Source organism: Moraxella pluranimalium, assembly GCF_002014825.1.
Classification (GTDB): Bacteria; Pseudomonadota; Gammaproteobacteria; order Pseudomonadales; family Moraxellaceae; genus Moraxella; species Moraxella pluranimalium.
The window spans coordinates 40,292-62,582 of sequence record NZ_MUYU01000017.1 but is presented as its reverse complement, the minus strand read 5'-3'; the positions used below and the strand labels follow the sequence as shown (position 1 = coordinate 62,582).

Sequence of the window (22,291 nt, the reverse complement as noted above, 5' to 3'; positions counted from 1 at the left end):
ATATTCACGCAGTAATTTGGCAAATTCTGTTCAGGGAGATAATCAGCACGGATGTTGCTTGTTTTGTCCACAATGTTCAGCATTTGACAAATTGTAGAATGCCAAATATTCGCCAAGCACTTGGAACGCTGATTTAATTCATATAAGGACAGATTATGAAAAATTCTTTGATGACACCATCTCGCCTAGCACTTGCGCTTGGCTTTACTACCGTTTTGGCTGCCTGTGGTGGTGACAAAAAAGCCGAAAATACCGCACCAACAGCCGAACCTGCCGCAGCAGCTACTGATGCGAGCAAGGTAGAACTGGCCGAAACTCAAGAAATCACCATCAACAACGCTGCCGAGCCTGAGTCGCTTGACCCGCACAAAGTATCAGGCGTGCCTGAGTCAAATATCCTACGCCAAATGTTCGTGGGTCTAACCAGCACTGATGGCGACGGCAACACCATTCCGGGTATGGCAGAAAGCTGGGAAACCACCGATAACAAGGTCTGGACATTCAAGCTACGTGATGCCAAATGGTCCAATGGCGATCCTGTAACTGCCCATGACTTTGTGTATTCAATGCGTCGCCTTGGCGATCCTGCCACCGCATCACCGTATGCCACTTATCTAGCGGATGCCAAAGTGGTTAACGCCCAAGACATCGTTGACGGCAAAGCCAAGCCTGACACGCTAGGCGTCAAAGCCATTGATGATAAGACACTTGAAATCACCCTATCTGAGCCTGTGCCATATTTCCCTGATATGTTGATTCACACATCAGTCAAGCCTGTGAACCAAAAAGTCGTCGAAGCACATGGCGACAAATGGACTGCGCCCGAAAATATCGTCGTCAATGGTCCATACAAGCTAAGCAGCTGGCAGGTCAATGAGCGCATCACACTTGAGCGCAACCCGCAGTACTTTGATGATGCCAAGACCACCATCAACAAAGCTACCTTGCTAGTCGTACCTGCTGCAACCACTGATGTACAACGCTACAAGGCAGGTGAGATTGACATGACTGCTGACTCACTACCGCCAGAGCAATATGATCAGCTCAAAAATGAGTTGGGTGCTGAAGTCATCGAGCCACCAAAGCTTTGTACTTATTATTATGAGTTCAACCATACCAAAGCGCCATTTGATGATGTACGTGTGCGTAAGGCACTATCATTGGCTCTAGATCGTGATATCATCGTTGATAGCATCCTAAAACAAGGTCAAAAAGTCGCTTATCAATTCACCCCTGAAGCCACCCAAGGTATGAAAAACTTTGAGCCTGAGTGGAAATCTTGGGATAAAGCCAAGCGTATCGAAGAAGCGAAGAAACTCTTGGCTGAAGCTGGTTATAGCGAATCAAATCCATTGAAGTTTGAACTACTATACAACACCAACGAACAGCACAAGACTTTGGCAGTGGCAGCATCGTCATTCTGGAAAGATTCACTTGGCTTTGTTGAAGTAACACTTAACAACCAAGAATGGAAAACTTATCTAGAAACTCGCCGTACCCAAAAGCATGAGATGGCGCGTGGCGGCTGGTGTGCTGACTACAACGAAGCATCAACCTTCTTGAACACCTTTAAGTCAGACAACTCAAGCAACTACGGCAAATACAACAGCCCTGCCTTTGATAAGCTAATGGCAAGCACGCTTGGCGGTGACGTTACGGCTGAACAACGTGCTGACATCTACCGTCAAGCAGAAGCTGAGCTTGATAAAGACACTGCTACCATCTTTGTATATCAATACACTGCGCCACGCTTGGTTAAGCCATATGTCATCGGTTTTTCTGACAAAGACCCAATGGGCAATTGGCACATCAAGAACCTAAAAATTGCAAAACACTAATCCGTGATTGCAATAGCACTTCTATAATGAAGTATAGCGACAAGACCAAGTGCTTGTCGCTATTTTTTTATGCCGATATATGAATCCATCATAGGTAAATCAGGCATCAATCAACCCCTTGTCATTTGGCACACATTCAGGTATTATCTAAATAGTTTTATTCAAAACTGTTTTATCCACATATCGGATAGCCAACTTTGGTCACTGCCATGTATGAGCATGGTGATTGGTATTTAAACGCTAGACTGTTGCACTTAAGCCCATTGTGATATTTGGCTATAGCATTACTTTCAAGGACGCATTCATGTTTTTTAAACCCAGCACACTTTCTGTCGGATTGGCACTGAGTCTAGCTCTGACACTTACCGCTTGCTCAAAAGACACCGCCAAGCCTGCTGCCACCGCTAATCCAACCGGCATCACCATCAACAATGCCAGCGAGCCTGAGACGCTTGATCCGCAATTGGCTCAAGGCGTCCAAGAAGCTAATATCATCCGCCAATTTTCAGAAGGTCTAGTCAGCACGGACAATGACGGCAATCTGATTCCGGGTATCGCTACCGAATGGACGACGAGCGATAACAAGGTCTGGACATTCAAGCTGCGTGATGCCAAATGGTCAAATGGCGATCCTGTGACCGCTGAGGATTTTGTGTATAGTTTTCGCCGTCTGGTCGATCCTGCCACAGGTTCGTACTACGCAAGCTACCTAGAAGATGCTAAGCTAGTCAATGCCCAAGCCGTCATCGATGGTAAGGTTAAGCCTGAAGAGCTAGGCATCAAGGCGATTGACGATAAGACACTGGAAATCACCCTATCTGAGCCTGTGCCGTATTTTGTGGATATGATGATTCACTCATCGGTACAGCCTGTACATCGTGCGACGGTGGAGAAATTTGGCGAAAAATGGACAGATCCTGCCAATATCGTCGTCAATGGCGCGTATAAGCCAAGCGAATGGGTGATTAACGAAAAAATCGTCCTACAAAAGAACCCAAGCTACTACGATGCCGACAAAGTCAAGCTTGAGAGCCTAACGGTACTACCAATCCCACAAGCCACCACTGATGTGCTGCGCTATCAAGCCGGTGAGATTGACATCACCGCAAGCGAATTGCCACCAGAGCAATTTGAACAGCTCAAAAAAGATCATGGCGATGAACTAAAGACCGCACCAACACTATGTACTTATTATTATGACCTAAACCACGAAAAACCACCGTTTAACGATCCAAAGGTGCGTCAAGCACTGGCATTGACGCTCGATCGTGAACAAATCGCCGAAAAAGTGATGGGTCAAGGTCAAGTGGTGGCGTACCAATTCACCCCAACCGCCATCAAGGGCAATGTCAAATACACCCCAGAATGGCAAGCATGGGATAAAGCCAAGCGCATCGAAGAAGCCAAAAAACTACTTGCCGAAGCAGGCTATAGCGAGTCAAATCCGCTGAATTTTGACCTGCTTTACGACACCAACGAAAGCCACAAGAAAATCGCCGTAGCAGCCAGTAGCCTATGGAAAGACTCGCTTGGCTTTGTCAATGTCAATCTGACCAACCAAGAATGGAAGTCGTATCTCGACAGCCGTCGTAATGGCAACTATCAGATGGCTCGTGCTCGCTGGTGTGGCGACTACAACGAAGCATCGACTTTCCTAAATCTGCGTAAGTCGAACAACACCAACAACTGGACACGCTATAAGTCGGCTGAATTTGACAAAGTGATGGCGCAAACTTTGGCAGCAGATCTGTCTGATGCTGATCGTGTCAAATTGTACGAGCAAGCCGAAGGCATTCTTGATAAAGACCACGCCCACATTGATATTTTCTACTATGCCAATGTGCGTCTGGTTAAGCCACGTGTCGGCAACTACGCCAACAAAGATCCACTCGATCAATGGCACGCCAAGTACTGGACATTGCAATAATTTGATAATTATTAGCAACATTAGCACAATACTGCTTATGTCATCATGGTGGCATAAGCAGTTTTTTTTATTCGCCAATACGTCTTACTTTCTATCATTATTCCATAAATTCATAAAAATTCTTATTTATTATGCATAATTACGCTATATAATGGGGCTTTTTACGGATTTATTGATAACGTCATAGCAAAAAACTTCGAATAAACTGATAATCTGTATTCATCTTTTGATATAATAGTGTAAATGTTTGTATCTCAACAAGCATCACACTGTCACACTTAAGAGTAGTTATTAATATATAGCTGCAAAGCCAGAATCTATGTCGATATAGGCATGATTCAAGCATACTTTGCACGCCCACCACATGGATATTGATTTGTGTGGGTGGTGGTAAATCAATGGAAGCTTTTGCCAATTGGCAAAACAGAGGTTTTTTCATGTTTAAACTAATTCTTAGACGCACCTTGGAAGCAATTCCAACGCTACTTTTTCTTATTACCATCTCGTTTTTTATGATGCGTTTGGCACCGGGTAGCCCTTTTACTGGTGAGCGTAACTTGCCACCTGCCGTCCTTGCCAATATCGAAGCCAAATACAATCTCAATGACCCACTTTGGCTACAATACCTAAATTACCTAAAACAACTTCTACACGGTGATTTTGGCCCATCTTTTAAATACAAAGACCATACTATTAATGGACTACTGTCTGATGCTCTGCCAGTCTCGATTGAGCTTGGTATCTATGCATTTGTGATTGCGGTCATTATCGGTGTTACTATGGGTGTCATCGCAGCACTCAAGCAAAACAGCGTATTCGACTACAGTCTGATGACGCTGGCAATGGCTGGTGTGGCAATCCCAAGCTTTGTCAAAGCGCCGCTGATGGTGCTGATTTTTGCAGTAACGCTCAAATGGTTCCCAGCAGGTGGTTGGAACGACGGTGCGTTTATGAACCTAGTGCTACCTGTCACCGCTTTGTCCCTAAGCTATATCGCAAGTATCGCTCGTATCACTCGTGGCTCAATGATTGAGACCATGAACAGTCAATTTATCCGTACCGCACGTGCCAAAGGCTTACCGCTACGTCATATCGTCATCAAGCACGCCCTACGCCCTGCATCACTGCCAATCATCTCATATCTTGGCCCTGCATTCGTAGGTATCATCACAGGCTCAATCATCATCGAAACCATCTTTGGTCTGCCAGGGATTGGTCAGCTATTTGTTAATGGTGCATTGAACCGTGACTATAGTTTGGTGCTTAGCTTAACCATTTTGGTTGGTGTCTTGACCATCGTATTCAACGCCATCGTTGATATTCTATACGCTGTCATCGACCCAAAAATCAAATACTAAGCGTTCGATTACGATATTTTTTAAAGGATTGTTTATGTCTAACACTGCAAGTGCCACGCAAGCACCTACTCAAGTCAAAGAAATCAAAGGACGCAGTCTATGGCAAGATGCTTGGCGTCGCTTTTCTCATAACAAGGCCGCTTTGGTCAGTGGATTTATTCTGCTACTGATTACCGCTTTTGTGGTTTTTGTGCCGATGGTTGCGCCATTTGGCTATGCCGATACCGACTGGGCAAATATGGCATCAGCACCATCGATGGAGACCAAACACTATTTTGGTACGGATAACCTTGGTCGTGACCTACTGGTGCGTACCGCTGTCGGTGGTCGCATCTCACTCATGGTCGGTATCGCTGGTGCATTCGTTGCGGTACTATTTGGTACTATCTATGGCGCAATCTCAGGCTACGTCGGCGGTAAAGTGGATATGCTGATGATGCGTTTTGTTGAAGTCTTGAACGCATTCCCATTCATGTTCTTCGTGATTTTGCTTGTGACTTTATTTGGTCGTAACATCATCTTTATCTTTGTTGCCATCGGTCTGGTGTCTTGGCTTGATATTGCTCGTATCGTACGTGGTCAAACCTTGAGCCTAAAAAACAAAGAGTTCATCGAAGCGGCTCATGTCGGCGGCGTCTCTGGCTGGAAAATCGTTACCCGCCATATCGTACCAAACGTGCTTGGCGTGGTCGTGGTCTATGCATCGCTACTTGTACCGGGTATGATTATGTTTGAATCATTCCTAAGCTTTTTGGGTCTAGGTGTTCAAGAGCCGATGACCAGCTGGGGCGCACTACTACAAGAAGGCTCGCAGACCATGCAAGTCTCACCATGGCAACTGCTAGTACCGTCTGTTTTCTTGACCATCACCCTGTTCTGCTTTAACTTCATTGGTGACGGTCTGCGTGATGCACTTGATCCAAAAGATCGCTAACAGATGACACAGATTTAAGGATATTAACAAGGTATGGGGATTGTCATACCTTAGGAGAACAACATGGCTTTATTAGAAGTATCAGACCTAAAAGTCAAATTTGCCACCGAAGACGGCTTGGTCACTGCCGTCAATGGACTCAATTTCAAACTCAATCAAGGCGAAACGCTTGGCATCGTCGGTGAATCAGGCTCGGGCAAATCCCAAACCGCCTTTTCGATTCTAGGACTGCTTGCCAAAAATGGTCGCACCGAAGGCTCAATCAAATTCCGTGACCAAGAACTGGTCGGAATGCCAGAGCATGAGCTGAACAAAATTCGTGCTAATGAGATCGCCATCATCTTCCAAGATCCGATGACCAGCCTAAACCCATTTATGAAAGTGGGCGATCAGCTGTCTGAAGTCTTGGTGCTGCATAAGGGCATGAGCAAGGCCGAAGCGTGGGAAGAATCCATCCGCATGCTTGATGCGGTCAAAATCCCCGAAGCTCGCAAGCGTATCGGTATGTATCCACATGAGTTCTCAGGCGGTATGCGTCAGCGTGTGATGATTGCGATGGCGCTACTGTGCCGTCCAAAGTTACTGATCGCTGACGAACCGACCACTGCACTCGATGTCACCGTGCAAGCACAGATCATGGCACTACTAAACGACCTAAAGCGTGACTTTGACACCACCATCATCATGATTACCCATGACTTGGGCGTCGTGGCGGGGACTTGTGATCGTATCCTAGTGATGTATGCTGGTCGTACGATGGCATATGGCAAGACCGAAGAGATTTTTTATAATCCGACGCATCCATACACCATCGGTCTGCTCGGTGCTGTGCCACGCCTAGATAATGACAATGAGCGACTCACTACCATTCCGGGTAACCCACCAAACCTACTGAACCTACCAGTCGGCTGTCCATTTGTTGAGCGTTGCCAATACGCTATGGATATCTGCCACAGCACACCGCCTGAGCTGCAATTCTTGCCGAATGAGCGTCAGCGCGCCTGCCACTGGAAGCACCCAAATCTACCTGTAGGAGAATAATGCATGAGTACCCCACTATTACAAGTTCGCGATGTACAAACGCATTTTGACATTCATAAAAAAGGTGCGTTCTTTTGGCAAAAGCCTGCCACCCTAAAAGCCGTCAATGGCGTGTCATTTGACCTAAAAGCAGGCGAAACCTTAGGCGTGGTCGGTGAGTCAGGCTGTGGTAAATCGACACTGGCTCGTACCATCATTGGTCTAGTCAAAGCCAAATCAGGCAGTATTTTGTTTGATGGTGAAGAATTGGTCGGCTTATCTGAAAAAGGTTGGAAGAAAAAACGCCAAGAAATTCAGATGATTTTCCAAGATCCGTTGGCATCATTGAACCCCCGTATGACCGTCGGTGATATTATCGCTGAGCCACTGCGTACTTATCATCCTGAGCTTGGCAATGAAGAAATCGGCAAGCGTGTGCGTGAGATGATGAAAAAAGTGGGTCTATTGCCCAATGTCATCAACCGCTATCCACATGAGTTCTCAGGCGGTCAGTGTCAGCGTATCGGTATCGCTCGTGCGCTCATTCTACGCCCAAAGCTAATCATCTGTGATGAGCCAGTATCGGCACTGGATGTATCGATTCAGGCGCAGGTGATTAACCTACTCCAAGAAGTCCAAGAAGAAATGGGCTTGGCGCTGATTTTCATTGCGCACGACCTATCTGTCGTCAAGCACATCTCAGATCGTGTATTGGTGATGTATCTGGGCAATGCTGTTGAAGTCGGTACTGACACCGCCGTGTATGACAAGCCAACGCATCCCTACACCCAAGCACTGATGTCAGCCGTACCGCTGCCTGATCCGGAGCTTGAGCGTACCAAAAAAGTACAGCTACTTGAAGGCGATCTACCTAGCCCAATCAATCCGCCATCAGGCTGTGTGTTCCGCACTCGCTGCCCAAAAGCCACCGATGCTTGCGCCCAGACCAAGCCAAGCCTTGCTGGTAATGAGGATCATCAAGTGGCGTGCTTACACGCACAGGTGTAAGTTGAGATGATAAAAAATCGGTTCAATATGAGCCGATTTTTTTATTTTTGGGCAAATAATCATGCACATCAATTTTACAATCATGCTATGATAATCTTAACCAACCCATACAAGGCATCCAATGAAAAAATTCTTTTATCCAACCCTATTGGCAAGTCTAGCGATCATCCCCTTGAATGCCAATGCAAAACAGACACCCAATCAACAAAAGATTTCTGTAGTAAAGAAGGTGTATCAAAATCTTGATCAAAGACAGGATATTATCTCAAACAATGCAAGTCCCACACTAAAATTGGCACTTGATCATGACATCGCTAGCACGCCTGCAGATGGGGTACCGTGTCAAGACTGGGGTTATATTGGCGGACAAGATCCAATCATCAGAAATATTAAATATACCGTGCTAAAGAACGGTAATGTTCGTGCCACTTTTAAAAATCATGGTCAGACCGAATACAACGACTTTCAGTTCAAACAAGTTGATGGCAAATATCTCATCAATGACATTTGGGCAAGCGATACTTCATTATCATTTTTGCAAGATATAAAGTATTGCCAAGAGCACGGCTTGAATTTAGCAGAAAATATCTTTGATGATATTTAAACCTTTAATCAATCGCCGTCCAAACGAAGTTACAAAGCAAAAGTCTAAGTTGCTTGTATTATTGTGCTCAATTTCACATCACCACACAAGCAATTCACCTTGATAAATCAAGTTTTGCCCTTATAAAAAGCCCAATCACTCAAATCTATTGCCAAAATTAAGACAGTACCCATGACAAGCCCTATCTTTGATTTTTTAGATACGCCTGACCAAACAGAACTATCGGCACAGCTGACCGATCAGCTACATCAGGCTACCCTACCACTAGATACGGTGACGGCTTTTTTTGACGCACGCAATCTACCCTGCCCAATGCCACTACTCAAAGCCAAGCTTAGCCTGCGCTCAGTCGCCGATGGCAAGGCACTATATCTGATTGCCACGGACAAAAATTCTCAGCACGACTTGGTGGCATTTTGCCAAAAAAACGGTTATACCGTCCATGCATGGCAAAGTGAGCAGGCTAATACAATAATTTATCATTTTATTATCATAAAACCTTAATAAATTATATTAATTAACTAAAAATTACCGCAAACTTTGCTGATTGTAAAATTTATAAAACAACCACATCTAACACTAGCCACGACCGCCAATTTGCCGTACAATACAAAGCAATGAATAACAAAATTTAGTGGAAACAATGGCACCAAGAAACCGACACGATGACTATCACGATGATTATGATGGTCACAGCTATGATAATTATGACGACGGCTATGATGAAGATTATGCCGATTATGAAGATGTGCTTGATGATGAACTCATCGGCGAGCTCGATGATTTTGACGAGACGCTGATTGATGACATCGATGACTTGGACGAATCGGACACCCAACCCACCAACAAACGCCCACAAATCATCGATCATGGCGATACCGACAAGCACAGTATCCCGACCAAAGAGCTTGTGCCTGCGATGCCAACGCACCTAGCCGCGCCAGGGGTCAATCTCGGTGCATATATCAATACCGTGCACCAAATCCCCATTCTCACCCCAGAGCAAGAGCAAGAGCTCGCCCTGCGCTACTACAATGATGGCGATGTCGAAGCGGCGCGCCTGCTTGTCATGAGTCACCTGCGCTTTGTGATTCATATCGCACGCAGTTACTCAGGCTATGGACTCTCCCAAGCCGACCTGATCCAAGAAGGTAACCTTGGTCTGATGAAAGCAGTCAAGCGTTTTGATCCCAATAAAGGCGTGCGTTTGGTCAGCTTTGCAGTGCATTGGATCAAGGCCGAGATTCACGAGTTTGTCATCAAAAACTGGCGTATCGTCAAAGTCGCCACCACCAAGGCGCACCGCAAGCTGTTTTTTAATTTAAGAAGTCTTAAAAAATCCAGCAATCAGCTGACACTCGAAGAAGCCACCGCCATCGCCAATGATTTGAATGTCACCGTCAAACAAGTGCTTGAGATGGAATCACGGCTCACTAGCTACGATGCGTCCTTTGAAGCACAGGATTCAGATGATGAAGATGGGCGTTATGCACCGCAGTTATTCTTAGAAGATGCCGCCGACCCTGCCGATATGGTCGAAGAAGCCGACTGGGAAGAGAACACCACCAACGCCCTAAAAGATGCGATGGACAGTCTTGATGACCGCTCACGAGACATCATCACTCAGCGATGGCTCGCCGACCAAAAATCCACCCTGCATGAGCTGGCCGCGGTGTACAATATCTCCGCCGAACGAGTCCGCCAAATCGAAAAAAATGCGATGGATAAAATCAAAGAAGCCATCACGCTTGACCGTATGATTTTGGAAAATGACTAAACAATAACCATCATCCGCTTGGATAAGCTTATCAAGCCACAAGCGAATGATTCACAGATGATATGATGATGAACTGGCTAAAAATCGCAGCACTGAATCTTGCCATTGGCGTGGGTCTTGGGGCGTTTGGCGCACATGGGCTCAAAAAATTTGCCGATAGCTATGCCATCGACATTTGGCAGACGGCCACCTTGTATCTGTTTGTACACGCCTTAGGACTGCTTGCCATTGGTGTGTTGCACACAGTGAGCCAATACCGTGCTGATAAGTCTGCCTATCTGATGCAAGGCGGTATCATTATTTTTAGCGGTAGCCTGTATGCGATGGCATTAGGCGCACCCAAATGGCTCGGTGCGATTACACCGGTTGGCGGGACGCTGTTTATCGTAGCATGGCTATTGCTTGCTTTTGGTCGTCATACTGTTAAGCATTGATAAACGATTATCTTGCATCACTCAATCCATCAGATAACAAAAACGGATATCTTTATGACCCAGTTACTGCTAAACGGACAAGCGATTGAAACGACAGCTACCACCGTGCTTGAGCTACTGACCGCACAAGGACTGACCCAAGGACGCTTTGCCGTCGAAATCGATGGACTGCTCGTGCCAAAATCTCGCCTAACCGACACTCCACTTAGCAATGGCATGACCATCGAAGTGGTACAAGCTGTCGGCGGTGGCTGATGACGCTTATTAGCCTGATTAAATAAAAAAATACCCAATGATTATCACAGCCTGTTAGTAATAAAATGACAATCATTGGGTATGTTTGTACTATCGCACATCAAGCAGGTTTTTGCAAGCTGTTTTTAACTTGTTTTATACTTGGTTTGCACTTTGAGATTTTTTCTTAAATTTTATCAAATAAAGCCAAACCATAAAAGTCTAAAAAACCCATCACCCGCCAACACCACAGGGACGAGCCATGAGCACCATCCGTATCGCTAGTATTCAGCTGAACAGCCAAACCGATATCGACGCCAACCTTGCCATCATCACCCATGCCATCGGTGATGCCGTCACGCACGGTGCTCGGCTGATTGTCCTGCCTGAGAATGCTTGCGTCATGGGTCGCCAAAGCGAGCTTGCCGATAGATTTGATGAAATTTGTCAATTTTATCAATCACTTGCCAAGACTCATGGCGTACATATCCTAGCAGGTACACTGCCTTGCCCCACCAGACCCAATGGCACAGCCGTCGCCCATGACAAGGTGCGACAAGTGAGCCTACTTATCGACGACACAGGCACTATCAAGGCTCGCTATGATAAAATCCATCTGTTTCGTGCTACCGTCGATGATGCCACAGGCAATTATGATGAAGGCAAGACCTTTGAAGCGGGCGATAAACTTGTCGTCGCTGACTGCACCATCGATGGCGTGGCGGTGGGCATTGGCATGATGATTTGCTTTGATGTCAGATTTCCTGCACTAGCACAGCGGCTACGCCAAATGGGTGCGGACATCATCACCGTACCTGCGGCGTTCACTTATCAGACGGGCAAGGCACATTGGCAACTGCTCCTGCAAGCCCGTGCGCTGGATAGTCAGTGCCTAGTCGTCGGCTCGGCACAAGGCGGCAGCCATCACATCGGCTCAAGCACACGAGAGACTTGGGGGCATTCGTTGGTGGTGGATGCTAGTGGCAAAGTGATAGTAGATAGTGGCACGACCGACATCGGCGCTGATGGCTATGCAGTGGTGTATGCCGAATTTGACTCTGCCAAGCAAACCAAAATCCGCCAAGTGATGCCGATTTTTGACTGTCATCGCTTGGGCGCTTAACTCATCTGCCCTTATTGATTGGAGCTTTAGCATGAAAGCTTATCCGTTTTATCTCGTCAATGTCTTTGCCGAAAGTCATTTTGGCGGTAATCCCTTGGCGGTCTTTCCCCATGCCGATGGGCTAACTGACGAGCAAATGCAGGCGATTGCCAAGCAGTTTAATCTATCCGAGACGGTGTTTATTCATCCACCGACCAATAAGCATGGCGTGTCGGCAGCGGCTGATTTACGCATTTTTACGCCAAATTATGAATTGCCACTGGCAGGTCATCCGACGCTTGGCAGTGCGTTTATGCTAAGACAACTGGTTGATTTGCCAAGTCATTTTGTGTTAAACACCTTAGCAAAACCCGTTGAAGTCCTAAGCGATAATGACCGCATTGAAATAAAAATCAAAGGCTATAACGCCGTCAAAAGCCATGCTTCAAAAGATGCCATCGCTCAAGCAAGCGGTATCCATGCAGATGATATTGCTGATGGCGGTTATTTTATGAATAGCGGTACACAGCAATTTTTGATTGAATTAACCAATCATCAAGCACTACAAAATCTGCAACTCGACATCGCAAGACTGCGTGAATTGAATGTGAATAATCCGTTTAAGACCACTGATGAGCCGTCGGTGTATTATTGGGTAGCTGATGGCGACATCATCCATGTTCGAATGTTTTTTGAACAAAATCGGGTGATGGTCGAAGACAGCGGTACAGGCTCGGCGTGTGCCAATTTGGGGGCGTATTTTATCCTGCAAAATCAATACCCTATCGCCAAAACCATCCATCAAGGCGATGATATGGGGCGGCCCAACCGCCTAACGCTCAAAGTCGATGATGAGCAGACGATTTTTGTCGGTGGGCGTGTGGTGCAAGTTGCCAAAGGTGAGTTTTTGGTGTAAGTTTTTGGGTGTAGATAGATAAATTGGTCGCTTGACAAGTAGTTTGCCAAGCGATTAATTTATCCATCTGTGTAATTTGACGACTTATCATAACAAGCTCAATCCGCCATCAACGCAGCCGTTTAAACATAGCCATCAATCCGACCATGCCATCTTAAGCACGCTTGCCACCACCCACGGCGTCACAAGCACAGCAATGATACTGCCTGCTGCCATTAGCGCCAATGTCGGTAAGCCATTGAGCCCTGTGGCGTGCAAATCCACCGCACCGGTGGCAAAAATCAGTACCGGCAGCTGCATCGGTAGTGCAATCAGTGGCACTAAGATAGCGCCATTTTTGAGTGTCAAAGTCAAGCTACTAGCAATCGCCGACAACGCAAGCAGTAGCGGTGAACCAACGATGATGGATAAAGCCAGCACAAGCGCATCACCGGTCGCCATACCAAACAGCACAATCACAAGCAGTGATAACAACGCCACCACGCCTGCGCTAAACAGCCAATGCACCATCAGCCGAGCCAGCACCCACAGCGTCAGCGGTGCTTTGGCGACGACCATCTGCGCAAGTGTGCCATTATCAAACTCGCCACGGAACAAATCATCCACCCCAATCACAAGCGCAATCAGTGCAGCAATCCACACCGCCGACGGCGCAAGGCGAAGTAGCAGATTGGGCTCACTACCGATGGCAAGCGGAAACAAAGTAATGATGAGCAAAAACAGCACCAAAGGAAATAGCCACTGCACCGCCCCTTGTCGTTTGATTTGCCATTCACGCTGTAGCATGGTCATAAACGCTTGGTTCATCATAAGGCAAACTCCGCCAAATCCAAAGTGCAGTTGGTTGCGTGCGTCGCCTGATGGCTAGTCATCAGTACCGCACCGCCATCACGGGCGAACTGCCCGATACGAGCTTCAAGCCGCGCCACCATCGCCACATCAAGTGCCGTCAATGGCTCATCGAGTAGCCAAAATGGTGCATCTGTCGCATCCAGCACAAACAGCCGAGCCAAGCCGACACGACGCATCTGCCCTGCCGACAGCTGAACGCTTGAGACATCCGCCAAGCCCTGCAAGCCCACTTGCTCAAGCGCCCCTTCAAGCACATCATCATCCGCCTGCATACCATACAAGGATAACAAAAACCGCAGATTTTGCCCCACTGTCAAAGCCGAGCTAATCCCAAGCTGATGCGACACATACACGCACGCCCCGTTGATAGTAGCTGACCCTGTCATGATGGGTAGCAAGCCTGCAATCTGCGACATCAAGGTCGTCTTGCCCAAGCCATTTTCACCAATCAGATGGCAAATATCCCCCGAGTACAGCGTCAAATCCACACCTTGACACAGCAAAAAATCACCCCGTTGCACAGCCATCTGCTCTAGGGATAAAATCGGCTCGCCTGCACTTGGTCTTATGATATTTGACGATAAAGTCGCAACTGTCATGAAGTTCATTACCACAAAAAATTTATCCGCTATCATACCAAAAAACCACATCAAAAGCTAAAAAAGCACGCAATCGCCACAGATTTTACAAAAATTTTGGCAAATCTGCCCCTTGATAAGATGCTGATGGTAGTTTGATTGGCACTTTGGTAGAATTTTTGGTATGCTAAGCATCCAAAACACAGCACCATGACGATGATGAAATTATTAAAAAAACTAAAACAACTGCTCAATCTAGATACACCACAGGATGATGCACCCAAGCCAATCAGCGAGCCCGTACTGCCTGATACAAACAGTCAAATGCCGACTGCCAAGCCAAGCCTAAGCACGCTTGAGTATCTGCCCATCACATCCGCCATCGCCGAGTGGCTCAATCAGCACGGCTGGCAGCTTGAGCATCGCCCATCAGATGCCTACGGCATGATGCCAAGCGGTGTCGCGCAGGTGCATCATTTGATTGTGCCTTTTGGCGATGGTGGGGATGAGTGGACTTGTGTGTTTCGGATTAATGAGCGCACCAAGCTTGTGTCTGTGTTTGGCGTCTTGACCGATGTCGTGCCACTATCCCACTATGCGCCGATGATGATGGCGATAGCGATGGCAAATCTTGGCATCCCGTTTGGCAATCTTGAGATGGACCCAACCGATGGCGAAGTGCGTGCCAAAGTCAGCTTTGATGCGGAATTTACCAATCTTGACGACCATACACTGGATTGCTATTTGCAAGGTGTGGCAAGCCTATCCGAACTTGCCCAAAAGCTGTATCACGATGTGATGAGCGAACAAGAGCCAAGCCCGATTGTACTGGATTATCTCAATGCACCTTTTACATCTGGTGATACCCATGATGAGACATCTGGGCAGTTTTTTGAGCCGACACAGCAATATCAATAAGTTATTCTAAATTATAAAAATCCATCATCTATGTTCAAAATCGCCCATTCGCCCATCTTTTGTCATGCTGTGCCCGAAGGTCATCGCTTCCCGATGGCAAAGTATGAGCAACTACCCATCAAACTGATTGCTGATGGCATCACGACACCCAGTCAGTTTTTTGAGCCACCGATGGCAACAATAGATGAGATTTTAACCACGCACACGCCTGACTATTGGTACGCCCTAGACACACTGACACTACCTGCCAAAGAGTGCCGTAAAATCGGTCTGCCCATGAGCCAAGCACTCATCGACCGTGAACGCTATGTCGTCGGTGCAACCATCGCCTGCGCCAAATATGCGCTGACAGACGGCTTTGCTCTATCCACCTCTGGCGGCACACACCATGCTTTTGCCGATAGCGGAGAAGGATTTTGTATCCTCAATGATGTCTGTGTAGCGAGCAATGTCCTACTGAGAGATGGACTTGCCAAGCGCATCCTAATCCTAGACCTAGATGTCCATCAAGGCAATGGTAATGCAGCCATCATGGCGGATAATCCATCGGTGTTTGTCTTTAGTATGCATGGTGAGAAAAATTATCCCTACCACAAGCCAAAATCCGACCTAGACATCGCCCTAGCAGACGGCACAGATGATGAAGAATATTTAGCATTATTAAACTATCATCTGCCAAAGGTGCTGGATGAGTTTTGCCCTGATTTTGTGTTTTATCAAGCGGGGGTGGATGTGCTGGCTGATGACAGACTTGGGCGCATTAACCTGTCTATGGATGGACTTATCCAAAGAGAACAATTTGTCATCGAAACGCTCCACAACCACAAGCTACCAACTGTGGTTACAATGGGTGGTGGCTACGCCCCTGATATTGATGTGATTGTACAGGGGCATAGTGTGGTGTTTGGGGTGGTTAGGAGATTTGTTGTGCATTTCTAATTCTTTGAACCAGCATTATGTCCTCTCTTGTTCTAGGATTGCCCTTCATGTGACTATGATTTGGTTCATTGGCATGGCAATCTACACACAGCGCCTCAAGGTTTGAAAAACTACAATTAGCCTTATTACCATCCTTGTGATGCACATGAAGTAATCGATGGTATGAGCTTAGATTAACATTACATTTTTCACAAATCCAATACTTGGACTCTCTGTAACTTTTTGAAATCTCATCCCAATTCTTTGGATATACATTCAATCCACCCGTTTGCGGAGAGTGATCTTTTTCATCAAACACACTTCTAGGATATTTTTCAAAAAATCTTTCGAATGTAAAATCGTTTACCAAAGTATCTCTTTTACCCTGTGCCAAGTTATTATGATAGCCATCCCAGCATAACTTTGCCAAACAATTTTTACACACACTCAAAGGAGATAAGAAAGAATCTATAACAGCCCTACCATTAACAATATTAACCTTAAATAGGTTTTCATTGGGCTGAATCCCTATATATCTGCGCTTACGATGATTTTCGACCATCTGTTGATAAGTAGAACAATACGCCACATGAAATTTTGGTAAACTATATTCACCTGAATAACTTGCAATATCTCGAATATATACAACAATTCTATTGCCTTCATATACAAGTGTATGGTCACTATGTTCACAAACCTCGGTCTGAATATCAATTTCTTTGCCTTCACCTGTCAGCTCTAGATGACCCGCATATTGCTGCGCATTCCTAAAATCGCCATATACGTTTCTAGGTATACCCATCTTCTCTTTAAGCGTATTTAATGCTGTGTGGTTATAAAAATTAGGCAAACGAATTTTTATTGTCATTATCTAGATTCCTGACCCAAATCATCAATGATATTTTGAATATATTCATCAGCCTTGGTGCGAACTTTAAACTCAACCCTTTGTGAACCTTGTTGGTTTTCGCTACCATCTTCATTATAGATTAACTTCGAGGAAGACAAACCATTAGCAGTTAAATATTTTTTTACCCAATCTTTATCTTTGATACTAGGTGATGTCAGTAGATATTGTAACACACTTAAAGTTCTTGCTTGCGACAATTGCATATTCATAAAATACGCTTGATCATCAGAAACACCAACACGCCAATGGCTTGATGTATGCCCCTCAATTCGTATCTCTTCAATTTTATTCTTATATTGCGACTTGCTTAAAACTTCAATATAACGAGGAAAGAAGTCATTCAAAATAGCAATAAATTCAGGCTTTAATCTGTCGCTACCTGTATCAAACAACACATCTGGAGATTTGAAGCGAACAACCAAATTTTGCTGATCGCATTCCGCACCCCAACCATTTAGGTCATCTGCAAATTCTTGACACAAATCCCTACCAAGGCTACTTTTTGATGAGCTATACTCAGCTGCAGCGCTGCCAATTTTATGCATGTATAGGATTGCGATTAGCATAAATACCATCATCAACCCAGTCATTAAGTCGGCAAGAGGAATCCAATGATCTTCAGAATTTTTAGACATCAATCACCACCTCTTAACTGCTGGGTTTTACGCTCGATAGCCTGCAATGCATTTGCTGTTTTTTGATAATCACTTGCAAATTTTTCCGTCATTGCTGACAGATTACCACCCAATCCTGTCAATGATTCAGTTAATGCTTTTTCAAGACCGCTCACCAATGCATCAGACTGACTACTAACCCTGGTTGTTAAATCCGAAACATGACGATTAAACTCATCAGCTGAATTTCGCATAGTTGTTGCAATCCCAAGAATTTGGGTCTGTATCTGCGGTAAGTCATCGGAAGCCCTAGATACTATTGTTGCAAGCTGAGTAAGCTGTAGTTGGATTGCGTTGCGCTGCTGATCGAGATTGCTCAGAATCTCTTCCAGATTATTTGCTATATCAGCAAAGTCTTCCGCCATTTCCAAGACACTTTGATAATCCTCATGAATCTTTTCAGATGCATTTGCCAATCCAACAACCTCGGTAACGGTTTGCTGCATTGCTTGCATGATAGAATTTAAAGCGTTTTCAGACTCTTCAATATAGGATTTATATCTCTCTTGCCATTCCAATAAACCACCAACAGCTGTATTCAGTTGTTTAAAATTATCACCAAACTGCTCATTAATTTTTGTATTAAAATCCCTAACTACATCACTTAAGGCTTTAACAAGCTCCTCCGATGAAGACTTTGCTAATTTTTCCAAGGCTTCTTTTTGTGCATCTGCCAAAATCTCTAGATGTGCATTATTTTCCTGCCTTAATAGAGAAATTTCCTCCAGTAATTTTTGATTAAAACTTAACAAAGAGCGATTAAAGTCTTCATCGTAATCCAACTCTTCCTTTAAAAAGAGCAGACGTATTTTGATAACTAATGCACCAGCAATACCGAATACAGAAGCCCAGAAAGCCGTTTTTAAACTACCTAATAATGCAGGGATACCTTCTTGGATATTGGCGGTATCAAAATTCAACAAACCCCATGCAATCGCAAAAAATGTGGCAAAAATACCAAAAGTTGTTAAAATTGTCGGTGCTTGGCTGGCAATTTTGCCATTTTTACCAACCTGTGAGTAAAAATAAATCGCTGCACCTAAGATTAAGATAATAAAGAATAATGTTTCAACGGTTAGTCCATAAAACAACATAGTTTAATCCATTTCCAAAGGTATCAAATAAACAGTCCTGAGTCGAATACAAATTGAAACTGAGCCAATTACAAACTCTTCATTATATTCAATTTATACAGCCAACAGGGCGAGCAGGCATCCACCCGCCCATTTAATTACTCTAATAACTTACAACCCCTTCAACTGCTCCACCTGCTTAGCAATTTCGGCAAGCTGAGTGTTTAGCTCATCAAGTTTGGCTTTTTCGGCGGTGACCACCGCTTCAGGTGCTTTGGCGACAAAGCCTTCGTTAGATAGCTTACGAGCGATGCCATCGGCTTGTGCTTGCAGTTTTTCGGCGACTTTGGCGAGACGGCTTAGCTCTGCGGTCGGGTCAATCAGCCCTTTCATCGGTACAAGCACCTTGACCTGCCCTACCATACTTGATGAGCACAGTGGTACTTCGTCAGTATCAGCGACGATGGTGAGTGTCTCGACTTTTGCCAGTGCCTTGAACTGATTGGCAATACGGCTTAGTGATGCTTGCTCGGTGTCGTTCGCCCCTTGTAGTAGCACAGGCAGACGCACAGCATTACCCAGCTTCATCTCGCCACGGATATTACGCACCGCACCGATGAGTGCTTGTAGCCATGCCATATCCTGCTCGGTCTCGGCACTGATATCATCGGCATTTGCCACAGGGAAATCGGCGATGACGATGCTATCAGCAGATTTGCGGCCAATCAGTGGCGCAACCGTCTGCCACAGGCTCTCGGTCAGATACGGCATGATTGGGTGGGTGAATCGCATGGCGACCTCAAGCACATGAATCAGCACATAGCGAATCTGCGCCTTGCGCTCATCGCTGACACTGTCGTCATTGAGCGCTGATTTGGCAAGCTCGACATACCAGTCGCAATACTCATTCCAAATAAACTCATAAATCGCTTGGCTCACCAAGTCAAAGCGATAAGTCGCCATCGCCTCATGGATGCTTGCGATGGTTGAGTTTAGACGGCTGACAATCCATTTTTCGGGTAGTTCCCACAGCTGTTTATTGGCGGTTTTGTCAATGGGTAGCTCATTACCTGCTTTATCCACGCAGTTCATCAGCACAAAGCGGGTGGCGTTCCAAATTTTATTACAGAAATTACGGTTGCCCTCAATACGCTTGATATCAAAGTTGATATCACGGCCTGTACTTGCTAGGCTTGTAAAGGTAAAACGCAGTGCATCGGTGCCAAATGCCTCAATACCATCGGCAAATTCTTTGCGGGTAGATTTTTCGATTTTGGCGGCGTCTTTTGGGTTCATCAGCCCCGTCGTGCGTTTCGCCACCAAGCTTTCTAGGTCAATGCCATCAATCAAATCAATCGGGTCAAGCACATTACCTTTTGACTTACTCATCTTTTGACCTTGACCATCACGCACCAGACCATGCACATAGACGGTCTTGAACGGTACTTGTGGCGTGCCATCGGCATTTTTGACAAAGTGCATGGTCAGCATAATCATGCGAGCCACCCAGAAGAAGATGATATCAAAGCCAGTCACCAGTACGCTGGTTGGATGGAAAGTCTGCAATGCTCGTCCGTCATCATTTGGATTGCCCCAGTCAAGCGTACTGAATGTCCATAGACCTGAGCTAAACCAAGTATCAAGCACATCTTCATCTTGGCGCAGGATGACATCGGCAGGCAGATTGTATTTACTGCGTACTTCAGCTTCATCATGCGCCACATAGATACCGCCCTTGTCGTCATACCACGCAGGGATACGATGACCCCACCACAGCTGACGGCTGATGCACCAGTCTTGGATATCACGCATCCACGCCATGTACATATTCTTGTATTGTGCAGGCACAAACTCAATACGACCGTCTTCGACCGCCTCAATCGCAGGCTTGGCAAGTGCCTCAATCGCCACATACCATTGGTCGGTCAAATACGGCTCAACAATCTCACCACTGCGGTCGCCTCGTGGGGCTTTGAGTGCGTGCGGTTCGATTTTTTCAAGCCAGCCTTGAGTTTCGGCATCTGCCACCAGTTTTTTGCGGGCATCAAAACGAGCCAAACCTGCATAATCGCTCGGCGTCGTCTCAAGCGTCGGCTCACGCTGAGTTAGGCTCTCATAGACCTGCATATCAGCTAGGATATTGGCATTTTTGTCAAAGATATTAATCAGTGGCAGATTGTGGCGTTTACCCACTTCATAGTCATTAAAATCATGCGCAGGGGTGATTTTGACACAGCCTGTACCAAAGTCTTTTTCGACATAAGTATCCGCCACGATAGGCACGATACGACCTGTAATCGGCAGGACGATATTTTGACCAATCAGATGTGCATAGCGTTCATCTTCAGGATGTACCGCCACCGCCGTATCACCAAGCAAGGTCTCTGGGCGAGTGGTTGCCACGACCAGATAGTTCTGACCATCTTTGGTTTTAAGTTCTTGATTTTCAAAGAAATATTTAAAGTGCCACAATGAGCCTTGTTCGTCGTGATTTTCTACTTCCAAATCAGACAATGCCGTCTCAAGCTTGATATCCCAGTTTACCAGACGCTTACCACGATAGATGAGACCATCATCATACAGCTTGACGAACACATCTTGCACCGCTTTTGATAGGCCTTCATCCATCGTAAAGCGTTCACGGCTCCAGTCCACCGATGAGCCCAGACGACGGATTTGGCGAGTGATATTGCCGCCCGATTCATTTTTCCACTCCCAGACTTTTTCTAGGAATTTGTCACGGCCCAAGTCATGGCGTTTGATGCCTTGTAAGCCAAGCTGACGCTCAACGACCATTTGGGTTGCGATACCTGCATGGTCAGTACCTGCTTGCCATAGCGTGTTGTAGCCCATCATGCGGTGATAGCGAGTCAGCGTATCCATGATGGCATTATTAAAGCCGTGCCCCATGTGCAGTGAGCCTGTGACATTCGGCGGCGGCAAGGCAATTGAGAAGGCTTTTGGCTTCGTGTAATCCGGCTTAAAATAGCCTGCATTTTCCCAGCCTTGATACATCCCTGCTTCGATGTCGGCAGGATTGTAGGCAGAAGATAGGCGGTCTAGGGCAGTTTGGATGGCGTTGTTGGTCATAATCAGCTCTCAAATTTATACTTAAAAAAATGGTTCTATTTTAGCAAGTTTTCGGCGGTTTGTGGGGATTTTTGATGGGAATTTATTGGGTAACTTGTCTAGTATTTTTTATCAAAATGACTTTGG

At 45.8% G+C, this 22,291-nt stretch carries 21 protein-coding genes; 15 read left to right on the top strand and 6 right to left on the bottom strand.

What is annotated here, in order from left to right:
• Positions 1–155: 155 nt before the first annotated feature.
• The 13 genes from B0680_RS07315 to B0680_RS07255 all read left to right on the top strand — a co-directional run bounded on the left by B0680_RS07315 (position 156) and on the right by B0680_RS07255 (position 13,152).
• A complete protein-coding gene (locus tag B0680_RS07315; protein ID WP_078254444.1) occupies positions 156–1,838 on the top strand; it encodes an ABC transporter substrate-binding protein in 1,683 nt (560 codons plus the stop codon).
• Positions 1,839–2,142: 304 nt separating this feature from the next.
• A complete protein-coding gene (locus tag B0680_RS07310) occupies positions 2,143–3,765 on the top strand; it encodes an ABC transporter substrate-binding protein (RefSeq protein ID WP_078254443.1) in 1,623 nt (540 codons plus the stop codon).
• A 437-nt stretch (positions 3,766–4,202) separates the two neighbouring features.
• On the top strand, positions 4,203–5,123 hold the full coding sequence (oppB, locus tag B0680_RS07305) for an oligopeptide ABC transporter permease OppB (RefSeq protein ID WP_078254490.1): 921 nt from the start codon (positions 4,203–4,205) through the stop codon (positions 5,121–5,123).
• A gap of 34 nt (positions 5,124–5,157) precedes the next feature.
• Entirely contained in the window at positions 5,158–6,057 is a 900-nt protein-coding gene (gene oppC / locus B0680_RS07300; RefSeq protein ID WP_078254442.1) for an oligopeptide ABC transporter permease OppC, read from the top strand.
• 63 nt (positions 6,058–6,120) lie between these two features.
• The gene (gene oppD / locus B0680_RS07295; protein ID WP_078254441.1) at positions 6,121–7,098 is read left to right on the top strand and encodes an oligopeptide ABC transporter ATP-binding protein OppD; all 978 of its coding nucleotides are present in this window, start codon (positions 6,121–6,123) and stop codon (positions 7,096–7,098) included.
• A gap of 3 nt (positions 7,099–7,101) precedes the next feature.
• Positions 7,102–8,085, top strand: coding sequence for a murein tripeptide/oligopeptide ABC transporter ATP binding protein OppF (oppF, locus tag B0680_RS07290; protein ID WP_078254440.1), 984 nt, complete (start codon positions 7,102–7,104; stop codon positions 8,083–8,085).
• Between the two features lie 172 nt (positions 8,086–8,257).
• Entirely contained in the window at positions 8,258–8,689 is a 432-nt protein-coding gene (locus B0680_RS07285; protein ID WP_143821388.1) for a hypothetical protein, read from the top strand.
• Positions 8,690–8,860: 171 nt separating this feature from the next.
• Positions 8,861–9,193, top strand: a complete 333-nt coding sequence (locus tag B0680_RS07280; protein WP_078254438.1) for a sulfurtransferase TusA family protein — start codon at positions 8,861–8,863, stop codon at positions 9,191–9,193.
• A gap of 415 nt (positions 9,194–9,608) precedes the next feature.
• Positions 9,609–10,466 carry an RNA polymerase sigma factor RpoH gene (gene rpoH / locus B0680_RS07275; RefSeq protein ID WP_211271266.1) on the top strand — a complete coding sequence of 286 codons (858 nt, stop codon included), beginning with the start codon at positions 9,609–9,611 and terminating at the stop codon, positions 10,464–10,466.
• Positions 10,467–10,531: 65 nt separating this feature from the next.
• Positions 10,532–10,900, top strand: coding sequence for a DUF423 domain-containing protein (locus tag B0680_RS07270; protein WP_078254489.1), 369 nt, complete (start codon positions 10,532–10,534; stop codon positions 10,898–10,900).
• Positions 10,901–10,954: 54 nt separating this feature from the next.
• Complete coding sequence (gene thiS / locus B0680_RS07265) at positions 10,955–11,155, top strand: sulfur carrier protein ThiS (RefSeq protein WP_078254436.1); 201 nt, start codon at positions 10,955–10,957, stop codon at positions 11,153–11,155.
• A 241-nt stretch (positions 11,156–11,396) separates the two neighbouring features.
• Positions 11,397–12,257 (top strand): carbon-nitrogen hydrolase family protein, encoded by an 861-nt coding sequence (locus B0680_RS07260; protein ID WP_078254435.1) that lies wholly within the window; start codon positions 11,397–11,399, stop codon positions 12,255–12,257.
• Positions 12,258–12,288: 31 nt separating this feature from the next.
• Complete coding sequence (locus B0680_RS07255) at positions 12,289–13,152, top strand: PhzF family phenazine biosynthesis protein (RefSeq protein WP_078254434.1); 864 nt, start codon at positions 12,289–12,291, stop codon at positions 13,150–13,152.
• A gap of 135 nt (positions 13,153–13,287) precedes the next feature.
• Here the strand turns inward: B0680_RS07255 and B0680_RS07250 are convergent, their stop codons facing one another.
• Together B0680_RS07250 and ccmA are read right to left on the bottom strand one after the other, a co-directional pair.
• On the bottom strand, positions 13,288–13,962 hold the full coding sequence (locus B0680_RS07250) for a heme exporter protein CcmB (protein ID WP_078254433.1): 675 nt from the start codon (positions 13,960–13,962) through the stop codon (positions 13,288–13,290).
• Positions 13,959–14,603: a heme ABC exporter ATP-binding protein CcmA gene (ccmA, locus tag B0680_RS07245; protein ID WP_228143768.1), complete on the bottom strand. Its 645-nt coding sequence runs from the start codon at positions 14,601–14,603 to the stop codon at positions 13,959–13,961. The genes B0680_RS07250 and ccmA overlap by 4 nt, the downstream gene beginning before the upstream one ends.
• A gap of 198 nt (positions 14,604–14,801) precedes the next feature.
• Between ccmA and B0680_RS07240 the strand changes: the two genes are divergently transcribed.
• Together B0680_RS07240 and B0680_RS07235 are read left to right on the top strand one after the other, a co-directional pair.
• Complete coding sequence (locus B0680_RS07240; protein ID WP_078254488.1) at positions 14,802–15,500, top strand: type III secretion system chaperone family protein; 699 nt, start codon at positions 14,802–14,804, stop codon at positions 15,498–15,500.
• A gap of 30 nt (positions 15,501–15,530) precedes the next feature.
• A complete protein-coding gene (locus tag B0680_RS07235) occupies positions 15,531–16,439 on the top strand; it encodes a histone deacetylase family protein (protein WP_078254431.1) in 909 nt (302 codons plus the stop codon).
• Here B0680_RS07235 and B0680_RS07230 read toward each other — a convergent pair.
• The 4 genes from B0680_RS07230 to B0680_RS07215 form a co-directional block, all read right to left on the bottom strand.
• Positions 16,414–17,286, bottom strand: a complete 873-nt coding sequence (locus B0680_RS07230) for an HNH endonuclease family protein (protein ID WP_078254430.1) — start codon at positions 17,284–17,286, stop codon at positions 16,414–16,416. The two genes, B0680_RS07235 and B0680_RS07230, sit on opposite strands and share 26 nt — an antisense overlap.
• On the bottom strand, positions 17,286–17,963 hold the full coding sequence (locus B0680_RS07225) for an OmpA/MotB family protein (protein ID WP_078254429.1): 678 nt from the start codon (positions 17,961–17,963) through the stop codon (positions 17,286–17,288). Before B0680_RS07225 ends, B0680_RS07230 begins: the two co-directional genes overlap by 1 nt.
• Positions 17,963–19,096 (bottom strand): hypothetical protein, encoded by a 1,134-nt coding sequence (locus B0680_RS07220; RefSeq protein WP_078254428.1) that lies wholly within the window; start codon positions 19,094–19,096, stop codon positions 17,963–17,965. Before B0680_RS07220 ends, B0680_RS07225 begins: the two co-directional genes overlap by 1 nt.
• A gap of 150 nt (positions 19,097–19,246) precedes the next feature.
• Positions 19,247–22,165 (bottom strand): valine--tRNA ligase, encoded by a 2,919-nt coding sequence (locus B0680_RS07215; protein WP_078254427.1) that lies wholly within the window; start codon positions 22,163–22,165, stop codon positions 19,247–19,249.
• Positions 22,166–22,291 lie beyond the last annotated feature (126 nt).